The organism is Streptococcus parasanguinis, from assembly GCF_015556095.1.
GTDB classification, from domain to species: Bacteria; Bacillota; Bacilli; order Lactobacillales; family Streptococcaceae; genus Streptococcus; species Streptococcus parasanguinis_Q.
In genome coordinates, this window is the sequence record NZ_JADNLT010000002.1 from 145258 (window position 1) to 158530 (window position 13273).

16 protein-coding genes are annotated in these 13273 nt (G+C 44.2%); 6 read left to right on the forward strand and 10 right to left on the reverse strand.

Going from position 1 to position 13273, the window contains the following annotated elements; all coding sequences use genetic code 11:
• Positions 1 to 36 precede the first annotated feature (36 nt).
• Both I2E70_RS03865 and I2E70_RS03870 read left to right on the forward strand, forming a co-directional pair.
• The gene (locus I2E70_RS03865) at positions 37 to 531 is read left to right on the forward strand and encodes a DUF536 domain-containing protein (RefSeq protein ID WP_125826623.1); all 495 of its coding nucleotides are present in this window, start codon (positions 37 to 39) and stop codon (positions 529 to 531) included.
• Positions 532 to 584: 53 nt separating this feature from the next.
• A complete protein-coding gene (locus I2E70_RS03870; protein WP_195423529.1) occupies positions 585 to 1178 on the forward strand; it encodes a 3'-5' exonuclease in 594 nt (197 codons plus the stop codon).
• A gap of 205 nt (positions 1179 to 1383) precedes the next feature.
• On the opposite strand, the gene I2E70_RS03875 is transcribed toward I2E70_RS03870, so the two are convergent.
• The 3 genes from I2E70_RS03875 to I2E70_RS03885 form a co-directional block, all read right to left on the reverse strand.
• Positions 1384 to 1683 carry a YbaB/EbfC family nucleoid-associated protein gene (locus tag I2E70_RS03875; protein ID WP_195311629.1) on the reverse strand — a complete coding sequence of 100 codons (300 nt, stop codon included), beginning with the start codon at positions 1681 to 1683 and terminating at the stop codon, positions 1384 to 1386.
• A 181-nt stretch (positions 1684 to 1864) separates the two neighbouring features.
• Positions 1865 to 2560 carry an LrgB family protein gene (locus tag I2E70_RS03880; protein ID WP_003008843.1) on the reverse strand — a complete coding sequence of 232 codons (696 nt, stop codon included), beginning with the start codon at positions 2558 to 2560 and terminating at the stop codon, positions 1865 to 1867.
• Positions 2553 to 2933: a CidA/LrgA family protein gene (locus I2E70_RS03885; protein ID WP_041818372.1), complete on the reverse strand. Its 381-nt coding sequence runs from the start codon at positions 2931 to 2933 to the stop codon at positions 2553 to 2555. Before I2E70_RS03885 ends, I2E70_RS03880 begins: the two co-directional genes overlap by 8 nt.
• Before the next feature lie 236 nt (positions 2934 to 3169).
• Between I2E70_RS03885 and I2E70_RS03890 the strand changes: the two genes are divergently transcribed.
• On the forward strand, positions 3170 to 4342 hold the full coding sequence (locus tag I2E70_RS03890) for an NAD(P)/FAD-dependent oxidoreductase (protein WP_155124595.1): 1173 nt from the start codon (positions 3170 to 3172) through the stop codon (positions 4340 to 4342).
• 121 nt (positions 4343 to 4463) lie between these two features.
• Positions 4464 to 5336 carry an aquaglyceroporin Gla gene (gene gla, locus I2E70_RS03895; protein ID WP_129824629.1) on the forward strand — a complete coding sequence of 291 codons (873 nt, stop codon included), beginning with the start codon at positions 4464 to 4466 and terminating at the stop codon, positions 5334 to 5336.
• A 44-nt stretch (positions 5337 to 5380) separates the two neighbouring features.
• Here the strand turns inward: gla and I2E70_RS03900 are convergent, their stop codons facing one another.
• From I2E70_RS03900 to tsaB, 6 genes are all read right to left on the reverse strand, one after another.
• Positions 5381 to 6043, reverse strand: a complete 663-nt coding sequence (locus I2E70_RS03900; protein ID WP_195423531.1) for a hypothetical protein — start codon at positions 6041 to 6043, stop codon at positions 5381 to 5383.
• A 102-nt stretch (positions 6044 to 6145) separates the two neighbouring features.
• Positions 6146 to 6472: an AzlD domain-containing protein gene (locus I2E70_RS03905; protein WP_195423533.1), complete on the reverse strand. Its 327-nt coding sequence runs from the start codon at positions 6470 to 6472 to the stop codon at positions 6146 to 6148.
• On the reverse strand, positions 6459 to 7154 hold the full coding sequence (locus I2E70_RS03910) for an AzlC family ABC transporter permease (protein WP_195423534.1): 696 nt from the start codon (positions 7152 to 7154) through the stop codon (positions 6459 to 6461). Before I2E70_RS03910 ends, I2E70_RS03905 begins: the two co-directional genes overlap by 14 nt.
• Before the next feature lie 169 nt (positions 7155 to 7323).
• A complete protein-coding gene (gene tsaD, locus I2E70_RS03915; RefSeq protein ID WP_195423536.1) occupies positions 7324 to 8334 on the reverse strand; it encodes a tRNA (adenosine(37)-N6)-threonylcarbamoyltransferase complex transferase subunit TsaD in 1011 nt (336 codons plus the stop codon).
• Positions 8324 to 8761, reverse strand: a complete 438-nt coding sequence (gene rimI, locus I2E70_RS03920; RefSeq protein ID WP_195423538.1) for a ribosomal protein S18-alanine N-acetyltransferase — start codon at positions 8759 to 8761, stop codon at positions 8324 to 8326. The genes tsaD and rimI overlap by 11 nt, the downstream gene beginning before the upstream one ends.
• Positions 8758 to 9441: a tRNA (adenosine(37)-N6)-threonylcarbamoyltransferase complex dimerization subunit type 1 TsaB gene (tsaB, locus tag I2E70_RS03925; protein WP_195423540.1), complete on the reverse strand. Its 684-nt coding sequence runs from the start codon at positions 9439 to 9441 to the stop codon at positions 8758 to 8760. Before tsaB ends, rimI begins: the two co-directional genes overlap by 4 nt.
• Before the next feature lie 292 nt (positions 9442 to 9733).
• On the opposite strand from tsaB, the gene I2E70_RS03930 reads away from it, so the two are divergent.
• Together I2E70_RS03930 and rnjA are read left to right on the forward strand one after the other, a co-directional pair.
• Complete coding sequence (locus I2E70_RS03930) at positions 9734 to 9964, forward strand: DNA-directed RNA polymerase subunit epsilon (protein ID WP_003008866.1); 231 nt, start codon at positions 9734 to 9736, stop codon at positions 9962 to 9964.
• Positions 9965 to 9967: 3 nt separating this feature from the next.
• Entirely contained in the window at positions 9968 to 11650 is a 1683-nt protein-coding gene (gene rnjA / locus I2E70_RS03935) for a ribonuclease J1 (RefSeq protein WP_003008868.1), read from the forward strand.
• A gap of 253 nt (positions 11651 to 11903) precedes the next feature.
• Here rnjA and glnA read toward each other — a convergent pair whose 3' ends face one another.
• Positions 11904 to 13250, reverse strand: coding sequence for a type I glutamate--ammonia ligase (gene glnA / locus I2E70_RS03940; protein WP_155124590.1), 1347 nt, complete (start codon positions 13248 to 13250; stop codon positions 11904 to 11906).
• Between the last annotated feature and the right edge of the window lie 23 nt (positions 13251 to 13273).

A 13273-nucleotide genomic window follows, 5' to 3' on the forward strand; every position in this document is an offset into this window, starting at 1 on the left:
TAGAGTATTTCATAGAAAAAGATATTAGAGGAAGTTATGGCGATTGAAAAAACTGTCAGCGAAATTGCTGAAATTTTAGGAGTCAGCCGCCAGGCGGTCAATAACCGTGTCAAGGCGCTGGCTCCAGAAGATACACAAAAAAACGAAAAAGGGGTTACCGTTGTAACCCGTAGTGGCTTGATCAAGCTCGAAGAAATCTACAAAAAAACTATTTTTGAAGATGAGCCAGTCAGCGATGATGTGAAGCAACGCGAATTGATGGAAATTCTGGTGGATGAAAAAAATTCTGAAATCGTCCGTCTCTACGAGCAACTCAAAGCCAAAGACGAGCAACTCGCTAAGAAAGATGAACAGTTGCGCGTGAAAGACGTTCAAATTGCTGAAAAAGACAAGCAATTGGACCAACAACAACAATTGACTTTACAAGCAATGAACGACCGCGATACCTTGAAACTTGAACTCGAACAAGCCAATGAAAAAGTTCAAGAGCAAGAAAGCAAAGGTTTCTGGGCACGCGTTTTCCGTCGATAATCCGGGGCTGGATCCTACCAGTCCCTTTTCTTTTCTACCACAGGAGATTTCCCATGAAAACATTAGAAGATTATATCGCCTTCGATCTCGAATTTAACCAATACGAAGGTGCCTATCAGATCATCCAGGTATCTGCCGTGCGTTTTACGGACGGTAAAGAAGTCGACCACTATGACTCCTACGTCTACACCGATAAGCCTCTAAAAAGCTTTATTAACGGCCTGACTGGCATTACCCAGGACAAGATCCAAAATGCCCCACAACTCGAGCAGGTCCTCGGCGAATTCAAGGCCTTCATTGGAGACCGCCCCTTGATCGGATACAATGCCAAAAAGAGCGACCTTCCCATCCTACTTGAAAATGGCTTGGATTTAGAAGACCAGTACGCTGTCGATGTCTTTGACCAAGCCTTCGAACGTCGTCCATCTGACCTTCATGGTATTAAAAATCTCCAACTCCACACCGTTGCAGAATTTTTGGGAGTTGCAGGAAAATCACACGATAGCTTAGAAGACGCCCGCATGACAGCTCTTGTCTACCAACAATTCCTCGAATTTGATCAAGGCCGTACCCTCCTTGAAGAGCAAGAGAACTTCTCCACCAATCCCTTTGGAGGCTTGGACTTATCCGGATTTTTTGATGAATAAAAAGAGAGAGTGGGACAGAAATCGGTAATTCGTTAGAATCCGATTTCGTCGTCCCACCTCCGCACAGTTGAGTAGGGCTGTAAAAGCTGATGAAATCAGCGTAGTAGAGCCCACTCAACCACTGCGTCTTGCTCGACAATCCAAAAACAAGAAGAGGCTAGGACTTTTGTCCCAGCCTCTTTTGAGTTGATGAAACTTTTTTTGCTTAAAATGGTAATTTCCCTGCGAAAGCACCGAGTTTTTTCTTGGTTGCCGCATCAATTTCTTCAATGGCAGCATTGATGGCTTGCACCGTCATATCAGAAAGCGTTTCTGTATCTTCTGGGTCGACCACTGCAGCGTTAAAATCGATGGAAATAACCTTCTTATCACCTGTAAGAGTCGCGACAACCAAATCCTGAGCAGATTTCCCTACAAATTGAGTTGCAGCTAATTCTGCTTGACTTTGCTCCATTTGCTTTTGCAATTTTTGAGCTTGCTTCATCATATTTTGCATATTCATCATAGTAATTACATTCCTTCCAACTTCTGAAATTTACAGTTCATTATACCATTTTTTAGACGCTTGGAAAAGCTTTGGATAGTAATCATGAAAAGCTTCTTTCACTCCGGATGGATTTTTAAGCTTTCACTACAAAATGAAAGAGAGCCTTTTTGAGCCTCTCTCAGAAAAATAATAAATTGTTTTAGGATAAAATCATCGAAGCCACAATTGGACTAATGAATACATACAAAATTCCTGTGATCCCAATTGCCAATCCTGCCATAGCACCGGCCACATGACCATACTTAAACGCTGTCCCTGTTCCTACTGCATGTCCTGTTCCGCCAAGGGCTAAACCAATAGCCACTGGATCTTTTATTTTTAACAGTTTCAATATCGTTGGGCCCAAGACACTTGTTAATAATCCAGTTGCTACAACTACCACAAGAGTGATGGTCGTAATTCCTTGCATTTTTTCAGTAATCCCAACTGCCATTGCAGTCGTAACTGATTTTGGAAAGAGCGAAATGGCTAGAAAGTACTTCATTCCAAATGCTTTCGCGATCAATGCTGTAAAAATCGTATTCACAATAACTGCCACTGTCGAGCCGATCAGAATACTCCGTGCATGATGCTTCATCAAATGGAAACTCTTATAGAGAGGAATCCCCAAGGCGACTGTCGATGGTCCAATCAACTGATTTAACAGGGAACCACCGACATAGTAATCTTTATAAGAAATTCCTGTAATCATTAAGAATAAGATAACGATAACTGTAGCCACTAAAAGTGGCGTTGTTATTGGATGAGGATACCTGCGGAAAATTAACATTCCAATCAAATAAGCCCAAATAGATAAGACAATCCCAAATAAAGGATTACTCGCAAAATTAGCCATGCTTGCGTCCCCCTTCTGGATAATCACCTTCAAAACGATTTTTTATAAAACTAACCACAATTGCAATTAAAGCCACATTGATAACCAAGGCTCCAACTAGAATCAACATGATCGGAAATAGATAAGGAGCAATCACATGAAATTTATCCATGATACCGACAGCAGGGGGAAGAAATAAAATCGTCATGTTTGCTAATAAAAAATTTCCTACCATATTGACGTGGCGCATGCGTAGTAACTTAAACTGCAATAATAAAAATAGGATCAACAGCCCGATCATACTTCCAGGAATTGGTAAGTGCAACCCATCCGAAATGATTTCACCAATTAATGAAATCGTGAATATAATCGTCAGTTGTACATATAATTTCATCTTCATCTCCCTTTTTTTGGATCATTTCCAATAAGGATTCGTATCCTCGCTTCTGCTTACTTAGAAGTAAACATCCATTTATCCCTATCAGTTTACTCCTTTTCGGAAAATTTGCAAGCTTTTTTCTAAAAAAATAAAACAAATTACCAAAAATTGAAGCTACTATTTTGATTCATGACATCCATTTTATGATACAATGAAACCAAAAACGGTTAAGTTAACATGAAAGGATCTACATGACTCATTTTCACACCATTGTCATCGGTGGTGGCCCAGCAGGTATGATGGCGACCATTGCCAGCGCCTCTTATGGCCAACCTACACTACTGATCGAAAAAAATAAAAGGCTCGGTAAGAAACTTGCTGGTACCGGAGGAGGTCGCTGTAATGTCACGAACAACGGAACCTTAGACGATTTGATGGCCGGTATCCCTGGAAATGGGCGCTTCCTTTACAGTGTGTTTTCCCAATTTGATAATCATGATATCATCCAATTTTTCACCGATAATGGCGTCAAGCTAAAAGTCGAAGACCATGGCCGGGTCTTTCCTGCTAGTGATCAATCTCGCACCATTATTCAAGCCTTAGAAAATAAAATCCTTGAGCTTGGTGCTAGCATTGCCACCAACTGTGAAGTGGTCTCTGTCACCAAGCCAGAAGACATCTTCATCGTCAAATCATCTGAAAACACTTGGACAGCCGATAAGCTGATCGTTACGACTGGAGGCAAATCCTACCCCTCTACCGGCTCTACTGGCTACGGACACGAAATTGCCCGCCACTTTAAACACACCATCACAGATCTCGAAGCGGCAGAAAGTCCTCTTTTGACAGATTTTCCACACAAGGCCCTCCAAGGGATCTCTCTGACAGATGTGACCCTCAGCTACGGCAAACACATCATCACACACGACCTGCTCTTTACCCATTTTGGACTTTCTGGCCCTGCAGCCCTTCGGATGTCCAGCTTTGTTAAAGGCGGTGAAATCTTATCTCTGGACCTCCTTCCGACCACTTCTTCTCAAGAGTTAAAAGACTTTCTAGAAGAGCATCGAGAAAAGGCGATTAAAAATAGTCTCAAAGTTCTGCTTCCTGAACGGTTAGCTGATTTCTTGGCGCAAGGATTCCCTGAAAAAGCCAAGCAACTCACTCCTCCTCAGACAGAAGAGCTCATTCAAAAGATCAAAGAGCTGCCCATCCCCGTCACTGGGAAGATGTCTCTAGCCAAATCCTTTGTGACCAAGGGTGGTGTCAGCCTCAAAGAAATCAATCCTAAAACCCTAGAAAGTAAGCTCGTTCCTGGACTCCACTTTGCAGGAGAAGTCCTCGATATCAATGCCCATACAGGCGGTTTTAATATTACATCCGCCCTCTGCACCGGTTGGGTAGCAGGGAGCCCTCATTACTGATAGAAATTCACTAACTTTATTCTTCATCTATTGAAATAAAATTTTTAAAAATTCTTTACAAGTTAGTATTTACTTGATAGAATGGATTGGTATAAAATTTATAAAGGAGATTATTAGAATCATGGATTTTGATTTTAGTGTTAAACTCTTTTCAGAGTTTATTGGAACGGCTTTGCTGCTTATCCTCGGAAATGGTGCAGTTGCAAACGTCGAATTAAAAGGAACAAAAGGTCATCAAAGCGGTTGGCTTGTCATTGCGATCGGATATGGGATGGGAGTAATGATTCCAGCCTTAATGTTTGGTAATGTTTCAGGAAACCACATTAACCCAGCCTTCACTCTTGGACTTGCAGTTAGCGGACTCTTCCCATGGGCAAATGTTTTACCATACATCGTTGCTCAACTTCTTGGAGCTATGTTTGGACAATTGGTTGTCGTTGCGACTCACCGTCCATACTACATCCAAACTGAAAATCCTAACAACATCTTAGGAACATTCTCAACGATTTCTAGTTTGGATAAAGGAACTCCTGAATCACGCAAAGCCGCTACCATTAATGGCTTCATCAACGAGTTTGCTGGATCATTCGTCCTTTTCTTTGGTGCCCTCGGCTTGACGAAACATTTCTTTGGTGCAGAGGTTGCAGGTCTTGCTCAAAAAGCTGCTGCTGAACAAGGAGGCGTCTTTGATGCTACCACATCAGCAGCAAAATTGGCTTTATCACAAGCACACGCTTCAGGTTTAGGAATTGCTCACTTGGCTCTTGGTTTCCTTGTTATGGCTCTTGTTACGTCACTTGGAGGTCCTACTGGACCTGGTTTGAACCCTGCTCGTGACTTTGGTCCTCGTTTGGTCCATGCCTTCCTTCCAAAATCTGTATTAGGAGAACACAAAGGGGATTCTAAATGGTGGTATGCTTGGGTACCAGTTGTAGCCCCAATTCTTGCTGCTATCTTAGCTGTATTATTGTTCAAAGTTATCTATCTTCGTTAATCTATCAAAAAAAACGAACTCGATTTTCCATCGAGTTCGTCTTTTTATTGTTCTTTGGTTAATGAAAAACGGAAATCATTGTATTTGGTGTAGTCAAATTCTGTATTGACAGGCGCTGTGAAAACAATCGGGGTATAATGTCCTTCTTCTAAGACAAAACCTGGCTCCAGTCGGAAGTTAGCTCCACCTAACCCTGTGATCCCAGGAAGCAAGGCATCAGCTCCATCCAATCCTTCTGACTCCCAATAGTAGATATTTCCAGTTGCTTTGACAGCTCTAGCCGTATAGGTCGCTGTCCGAGTTGGTTCGCTATCATTTTTGAAGCTAACCACTGTTGTCACATCTCCATTGGCATCGACGGTCATCTTGATCGCATCCGCTTGTGGACTAGATCCTACCCAAGTTCCCACCAATTCTGCAGGGACAGGAGCTTGCGTCGTAGTAGACGCATTCTCTGTCTTACCAGAGTCTTTTGAAGCTGTCGCGCTACTGGCTTGAGTCGAAGAGCTAGCTGTATCGTTTGCCTGAGAGGAAGATGCTGCACTCTTTTTGCTATTACTTTTGGCTTTTTTCTCTACCTTGCTGGTAGATGCTTTTGCGGATGAGGTAGCTGTCTTTTTATCCTTTGCACCACAACCACCGAGAGCTAGACCAAGTGAAGCAGCCACCAGAACAGCGGCACTCCAACGGAAGATTGATTTTTTCATACGATTACCTCTTTATCTTTCTGACTCCCATTATACCTCAATTATTACAAAAATCAAGTATTTTTGTAATAATTGTAATTTTTCTGTAACATATTTTTCCATTTAAAATGCCAATCGTAATAGGGCGATCAAGACAATCCCAAACAAAACGGTTCCCATAAGGTTTTTGTAACGAAAGGCTACAAAGAGACTGGGAATGGTCACTACTAGGTCCAACCAGTGGAGCTGCGGGAGACTTCCAATTTTTCCATCTACTAAGCTTGATAAAACCAAGGCAAAGATAATGGAAATGGGCAGGTATTTGAGAAAGCGGGTCACAGGAGCCGGCAGTCCCTTGTATTTGACTAAGAGGAAGGGCAAGATCCGAGGAATCCAGGTAACGAGGGCTGAGGCCAGAATGGCCATGAAGATATAACTATTCACACGCATCACAGACCACCCCCACAAAACAGCCGATCAAGGTCGCAGCTAGCACAGCTAGCGGTTGCGAAACAAAAAAGAGTAAGAGAAAGAAACTCACTGCTACTGCTAACAGCACCATGAGCATGGTCTTGGTCTTTTCTGTCAGTTGCATCCCTTGAAACTGGGCTGCAAAAATCCCAATAAACATAGCCACTAAGGCAAAATCAAGCCCAAAAGCCTTTGGATCAGGTAGGAGAGATCCTAGAGCCGTTCCAAGGACAGTAGCACCGATCCAGGCCACGTAGCCTACTAGATTGTTCCCATGCATCCACGGAACTGTAATGGTGTCCGTCTTTAGCTTCTCACTCAAATAGACCCCATAACTCTCATCGGTCAGGAGGCTTCCAATCCCGATGGTATGAGCGAGACTAGCATCCTTAAAGTCAGACGACGTATGTAGGCTCATCAACATATTACGGAGATTGATCAAACACACCGTCAAGGCCATATTCAAGATCGAAGAATGAGCCGCAATCAGAGAGATCATCGCAAACTGAGCCGCCCCAGCATAGACCAAGACACTCATCAAGGCCATCTCTAAAGGAGAAAGATAGGGAGATGCCACCACACCACAAGCCAGGCCAATACTGATATAGCCCAAAGCCGTCGGTAGCGCGTCCTTCACCCCCTGCCAAAAATCTTTTTCCACTCTCTCACTCCTTTCTGAATCATTGACCTCTATTATAACACAAGAAAAAAGGTTGAAAAAGGACCAATGAGAGAGAAAGCTTTATAATCCCTTCGCAAATCCGCTACTAGTTGGTGAGATCCCAGCAAAAAAGCCATTGGACCTTGCACATCCAATTGGCTCCTTTTTCTTATTCAATTCCTTCAAAGGCTAGGCTTGGTTTGGCATTAAGATCCCAGCCTGCGAAGTTTTCTTTGTTCCATTCGCTGACACTGGCATAGGCGATCATCCCTGCATTGTCCCCGCAGAGGCGCAGAGGCGGAATGATGACCTTGACATCGGTGATGTCAGAAGCCAGGCGTTCACGGAGACCTTGGTTGGCTGCAACCCCACCAGCGACGACTAGAGTTTTGACCGGATATTTCTCCAAAGCCTTCTTGATCTTGGCCATGAGAATGTCTAAGACGGCTGCCTGAAAACTCGCTGACAAGTCTGCATTGGAGAGGCTTTCTCCTTTTTGCTCGGCATTATGGTGCATATTGATAAAGGCCGACTTGAGCCCTGAAAAAGAAAATTCCAGATTGTCTTCCTTGATCATGGCCCGAGGGAAATCGTAGATATCAGCCCCTTGGTGGGCCAGCTGATCAATCTCACGTCCTGCTGGATAGGTCAAGCCCATGACGCGCCCGACCTTGTCATAAGCTTCTCCGACAGCATCATCACGGGTCTCTCCGACGATCTTATAATCACCCGCTTCACTGACGTAGACTAGTTCTGTATGTCCTCCACTCACCAGCAAGGCCAAAAGTGGAAATTCTAAGGGCTCGACGCTTTGAGCGGCCATCAAGTGCCCTGCCATATGATTGACAGGAATCAAAGGAAGTCCATGCGCCCAGGCAAAGGCCTTGGCTGCAGCTAGGCCGACTAAAAGAGCTCCAACCAGGCCTGGACCGTAGGTAACAGCCACAGCTGTGACATCGGCTTCTGTAATACCGGCTTCTTCCAGGGCTTCTTCAATACAAGCGGTGATGACTTCCACATGGTGACGAGAGGCTACCTCAGGCACCACCCCACCAAAACGCTTGTGACTTTCGATTTGACTGGCAATGACATTGGACAAGAGTTGGTCGTCATTTTTCAAGACAGCCACGCTGGTCTCATCGCAAGATGTCTCAAAAGCCAAAATATATCTATCTTTCATTTGGGTTCCTCTTCATGATCACAGCATCCTCTATGGGATCGTGATAGTAGTTTTTCCTCCGTGCAATTTCTTCAAAATGCATTTTTTTGTATAGACCTTGGGCCGGTTGATTGGACACGCGCACTTCTAAGAAAATCTCTTTTTGGTCCGGCAACTGCGCAAGTAACTGCTGAGCTAAGCCTTGGCCTTGAAAGGCGCGCTTGACCGCAATCTGTAAGACCTCTGCTTCATAGAGAGTCTCTTGAATAGCAACAAAGCCAAGGACTTGTTCTTCATCCACAGCTAGGAAATAGGAGGTCGATTCCTGCTCTAAATCAGCTTCAATCTGCTCCAACTTCCAGGGACTAGCTTCATAGACATCTTCCATCACAGCGAGAATGGCGGCCGTATCCTGGACGCTCCCTTTCCTGATTATTCCTTTCATCATAGACGCTTGATGTAGGAGGTCGATGATTCCGTATGGTCTTTGAGCCAATTTTCCTCTGCTTCGACCCGTTTGAGATAATGAGGGACAAAATCATGGAGGCTAACAGGCGCTTGTTTGAGACCGAGACGTCCGATTTTCACTGCATCTGGCAACGTTTCAAAGTAAGTAGCCCTTGGCAGGCTAGAGGCGATCTGCTCCTTAAAGGCAGTGACTTCTCCGACAAAGGTGACCTGCTCACTTGTCGCTGCACGCTCTAGGACTTCCTCAAATGGAAAATGCCCTTCTGGTGCGACCAGCTGATCATCTTGGTAAAAACCTGCATAAACGTTGTTTCGACGGGCATCCATGACAGGCACTACTAAACCTTCTAGACCATCTGGCACTAGGGCTAAGAGACTTGAAACCCCGACCAATTCAATTCCTAAGGTATGAGCCAAGGTCTTTGCCGTTGTGACCGCAATGCGCAGTCCAGTGTAACTCCCAGGACCTTCTGCCACCACGATGCGATCCAAGTCCTTGGGTGTCAAGTCGATTTGTTGCATCAAAAAATCGATGACCGGCATCAAGGTAATACTATGATTTTTTTTAATGGTTAATGTTGTTTCTGCAAGTAGAGTCTCATCTTCTAAAATCGCTACAGAAAGAGCCTTACTCGAGGTATCAAATGCTAATAATTTCATTTCCTACTCCTCTTGAACTGGATTATATTATACTACAAATTCCCTTTAAATCCCAGCGAAACTCTCCTCTAGAGCGCAGGATTTTCATATGCAAAACCGCTCAAAAGCTTCTCTATTATAGGTCTTTGCCTCTCTGACTTTTCCAGTCTATCTTTTACTTACGGGCGAATTTATGATATAATGATAATTAATTGTATCGAATCAGGTCCACTAGTTGCGAGTAGGAAACTCTAGTGATTGCACTCCTTCGCAGCTAACAAATAGACCGAAATAATGAAAGGAAAATTACTTCATGATTTACAAAGTTTTTTATCAGGAAACAAAAGACCGCAACCCTCGTCGTGAAACCACGCATGCACTTTATCTCGATATTGATGCACCGAATGAACGCGAAGGACGCATCCAAGCTCGTCAATTGGTTGAAGCAAACACAGATTTCAACATTGAATTTATCACACCACTTTCTGAGCAACACCTTGCTTACGAGAAAGAGTCAGGTGCTTTTGAACTAACGGAGTACTAATCCATGGCTTATACCTTAAAACCTGAAGAAGTTGGTGTATTTGCCATTGGTGGACTTGGAGAGATCGGGAAAAATACCTACGGGATCGAATACCAAGATGAAATCATCATTGTCGATGCCGGGATCAAATTTCCAGAAGATGACCTCCTTGGGATCGACTATGTAATCCCGGATTACTCTTATATCGTTGACAATATCGATCGCGTCAAAGCGGTCCTCATTACCCACGGACACGAAGACCACATCGGTGGGATTCCTTTCCTTTTGAAGCAAGCCAATGTCCCTATCTACGCTGGACCTTTGGCGCTTGCCTTGATCCGTGGAAAATTAGAAGAGCACGGTCTTCTTCGTGATGCCAAACTCTACGAAATCAACCAAAACACTGAGCTTCAATTTAAAAATCTTAAAGCAACCTTCTTCCGTACGACTCACTCGATTCCAGAACCTTTAGGGATTGTGATTCACACCCCTCAAGGAAAGATTGTTTGTACCGGAGACTTCAAATTCGACTTCACACCTGTTGGGGAACCGGCTGACCTCCATCGGATGGCGGCCCTTGGGGAAGAAGGCGTTCTCTGCCTGCTCTCAGACTCAACCAACGCAGAAGTCCCAACCTTTACCAACTCTGAAAAAGTAGTTGGCCAATCCATCATGAAGATCATCGAAGGCATTCACGGGCGCATCATCTTTGCTTCCTTTGCTTCGAATATCTTCCGTCTCCAACAAGCAGCTGAGGCCGCTGTTAAGACCGGTCGTAAGATCGTCGTCTTTGGACGCTCGATGGAAAAAGCCATCGTCAACGGAATCGAGCTTGGCTACATCAAGGTCCCTGCTGGAACTATTATCGAGCCAAATGAGATCAAAGACTATGCAGCCAATGAAATCCTGATCATGTGTACAGGAAGCCAAGGAGAGCCAATGGCAGCCCTCTCTCGGATTGCCAACGGAACGCATCGCCAAGTGCAACTCCAACCAGGAGATACCGTGATCTTCTCTTCTAGTCCGATTCCTGGAAATACAACCAGTGTGAATAAATTGATCAATACGATTTCCGAAGCGGGTGTCGATGTCATTCACGGGAAGATCAACAACATTCATACTTCTGGACACGGGGGGCAACAAGAACAAAAACTCATGCTCCGCTTGATCAAACCAAAATACTTCATGCCTGTCCATGGTGAATACCGGATGCAGAAGATCCACGCAGGACTTGCGCGTGATTGCGGAGTGGAAAAAGACAATATCTTCATCATGAGTAATGGTGATGTCCTTGCTCTTACAGCCAACTCTGCTCGGATCGCAGGAAGCTTCAATGCTCAAGATATCTATGTCGATGGAAATCGCATCGGTGAAATCGGGGCTGCTGTCCTTCGTGACCGGAGAGACCTTTCCGAAGACGGTGTCGTTCTTGCTGTTGCGACTGTTGACTTCAAATCGAAGATGATCCTGGCTGGACCAGACATCTTGAGCCGTGGTTTTATCTACATGCGTGAATCAGGAGATCTGATTCGTGAAAGCCAACGCATTCTCTTCAATGCTATTCGTATCGCCTTGAAGAACAAAGATGCCAATATCCAAACCGTCAATGGTGCGATTGTCAATGCCCTTCGCCCATTCTTATACGAGAGCACGGAACGTGAACCTATCATTATCCCAATGATTCTCACACCAGATGACGAAAATTAACAAAACAACCAGTTGAGACTACTGTTTCAACTGGTTTTATTGTTGCATTTTGAAGAGCAAAGAAGAGGCTGAGACAAAAGTCCTAGCCTCTTAATTGTTTTTGGATTGTTGAGCAAGACGCAGTGGTTGAGTGGGCTTTACTACGCTGATTTCATCAGCTTTTACAGCCCTACTCAACTGTGCGGAGGTGAGACGACGAAATCGAATTCTAACGAATTACCGATTTCTGTCCCACTCTCTTTGCTCTTGTTTCTTAATAAAGATCTAGATAGTTGTCTACTTCCCATTGTGATACGAAGGTAGCGTAGCTTGCCCATTCAATTCGTTTGGCTTCAAGGAAGCTGGTGTAGATGTGCTCACCCAAGGCAGCTTTCACCACATCATCTTCAGTCAAGGCTTTCAAGGCATTGTGAAGAGTTGAAGGAAGATCTGTGATTCCAGCGGCTCTACGTTCTTCCGGTGTCATCACATAGATATTTTCTTCAATCGGAGCAGGTGCTTCGATTTTGTTTTCAATACCGTGAAGGCCGACTTCAAGCAAGACTGCCAAGGCTACATAAGGATTGGCCATTGGGTCTACTGAACGCAATTCCAAACGAGTTCCCATACCACGTGATGCTGGTACACGTACCAATGGGGAACGGTTGCGGCCTGCCCAAGCGATGTAAACGGGTGCTTCATATCCAGGAACCAAACGTTTATAAGAGTTGACGGTTGGGTTTGTCACTGCTGTAAAGTTATAGGCATGCTTGATCAAACCACCCAAGAAGTGATAAGCAGTTTCTGACAATTGCATTCCACGTGGATCTTCTGGATCAAAGAAGGCATTGTTGCCATCTTGGTCAAAGAGAGACATATTACAGTGCATACCTGATCCGGCAATTCCAAATTTTGGTTTGGCCATAAAGGTTGCATACAAACCGTGTTTACGCGCAATGGTTTTCACAACGAGTTTAAAGATTTGGATCTTGTCACAAGCGCGGAGCACTTCGTCATACTTAAAGTCGATTTCATGCTGACCAACGGCTACTTCGTGGTGACTGGCTTCTACTTCAAAGCCCATCTTGGTCAAGACATTTACGATTTCACGACGAGTGTTATCTGCAAGGTCCGTTGGAGCCAAGTCAAAGTAGCCACCTTTGTCGTTTACTTCAAGAGTTGGGTCTCCATTTTCGTCCAACTTGAAGAGGAAGAATTCTGGTTCTGGACCAAGGTTAAAGGATTTGAATCCAAGCTCTTCCATATGACGAAGCGCACGTTTCAAGTTGCCACGTGGGTCTCCTGCAAATGGTTCTCCTTCTGTCGTATAGACATCACAGATCAAGCCAGCTACGCTACCATTTTCATCTCCCCAAGGGAAGACTGTCCATGTATCCAAATCTGGGTAAAGATACATATCTGATTCGTTGATACGGACAAATCCTTCGATAGAAGAACCATCAAACATGGCTTTGTTTGAAAGAACCTTGTCCAGTTGCTCATCGGTAGCTGGAATTTCGACGTTCTTCATGGTTCCCAAAATATCAGAGAACATCAAGCGAATAAAAGTAACATTTTTTTCTTTTACTTCACGGCGAATATCTGCAGCAGTAATTGACATTTTTGTCTCCTTAAAATAGATTA

Coding starts and splice junctions, on each gene's coding strand:
- I2E70_RS03865 (WP_125826623.1), top strand. CDS start 37: ATGGCGATTGAAAAAACTGTCAGCGAAATTGCTGAAATTTTAGGAGTC.
- I2E70_RS03905 (WP_195423533.1), bottom strand. CDS start 6,472: ATGCGTGTGAATAGTTATATCTTCATGGCCATTCTGGCCTCAGCCCTC.
- tsaB (WP_195423540.1), bottom strand. CDS start 9,441: ATGAAATTATTAGCATTTGATACCTCGAGTAAGGCTCTTTCTGTAGCG.
- I2E70_RS03930 (WP_003008866.1), top strand. CDS start 9,734: ATGATTTACAAAGTTTTTTATCAGGAAACAAAAGACCGCAACCCTCGT.
- I2E70_RS03885 (WP_041818372.1), bottom strand. CDS start 2,933: ATGAAATTATATGTACAACTGACGATTATATTCACGATTTCATTAATT.
- I2E70_RS03890 (WP_155124595.1), top strand. CDS start 3,170: ATGACTCATTTTCACACCATTGTCATCGGTGGTGGCCCAGCAGGTATG.
- rimI (WP_195423538.1), bottom strand. CDS start 8,761: ATGATGAAAGGAATAATCAGGAAAGGGAGCGTCCAGGATACGGCCGCC.
- rnjA (WP_003008868.1), top strand. CDS start 9,968: ATGGCTTATACCTTAAAACCTGAAGAAGTTGGTGTATTTGCCATTGGT.
- tsaD (WP_195423536.1), bottom strand. CDS start 8,334: ATGAAAGATAGATATATTTTGGCTTTTGAGACATCTTGCGATGAGACC.
- I2E70_RS03900 (WP_195423531.1), bottom strand. CDS start 6,043: ATGAAAAAATCAATCTTCCGTTGGAGTGCCGCTGTTCTGGTGGCTGCT.
- I2E70_RS03870 (WP_195423529.1), top strand. CDS start 585: ATGAAAACATTAGAAGATTATATCGCCTTCGATCTCGAATTTAACCAA.
- I2E70_RS03875 (WP_195311629.1), bottom strand. CDS start 1,683: ATGATGAATATGCAAAATATGATGAAGCAAGCTCAAAAATTGCAAAAG.
- I2E70_RS03880 (WP_003008843.1), bottom strand. CDS start 2,560: ATGGCTAATTTTGCGAGTAATCCTTTATTTGGGATTGTCTTATCTATT.
- gla (WP_129824629.1), top strand. CDS start 4,464: ATGGATTTTGATTTTAGTGTTAAACTCTTTTCAGAGTTTATTGGAACG.
- glnA (WP_155124590.1), bottom strand. CDS start 13,250: ATGTCAATTACTGCTGCAGATATTCGCCGTGAAGTAAAAGAAAAAAAT.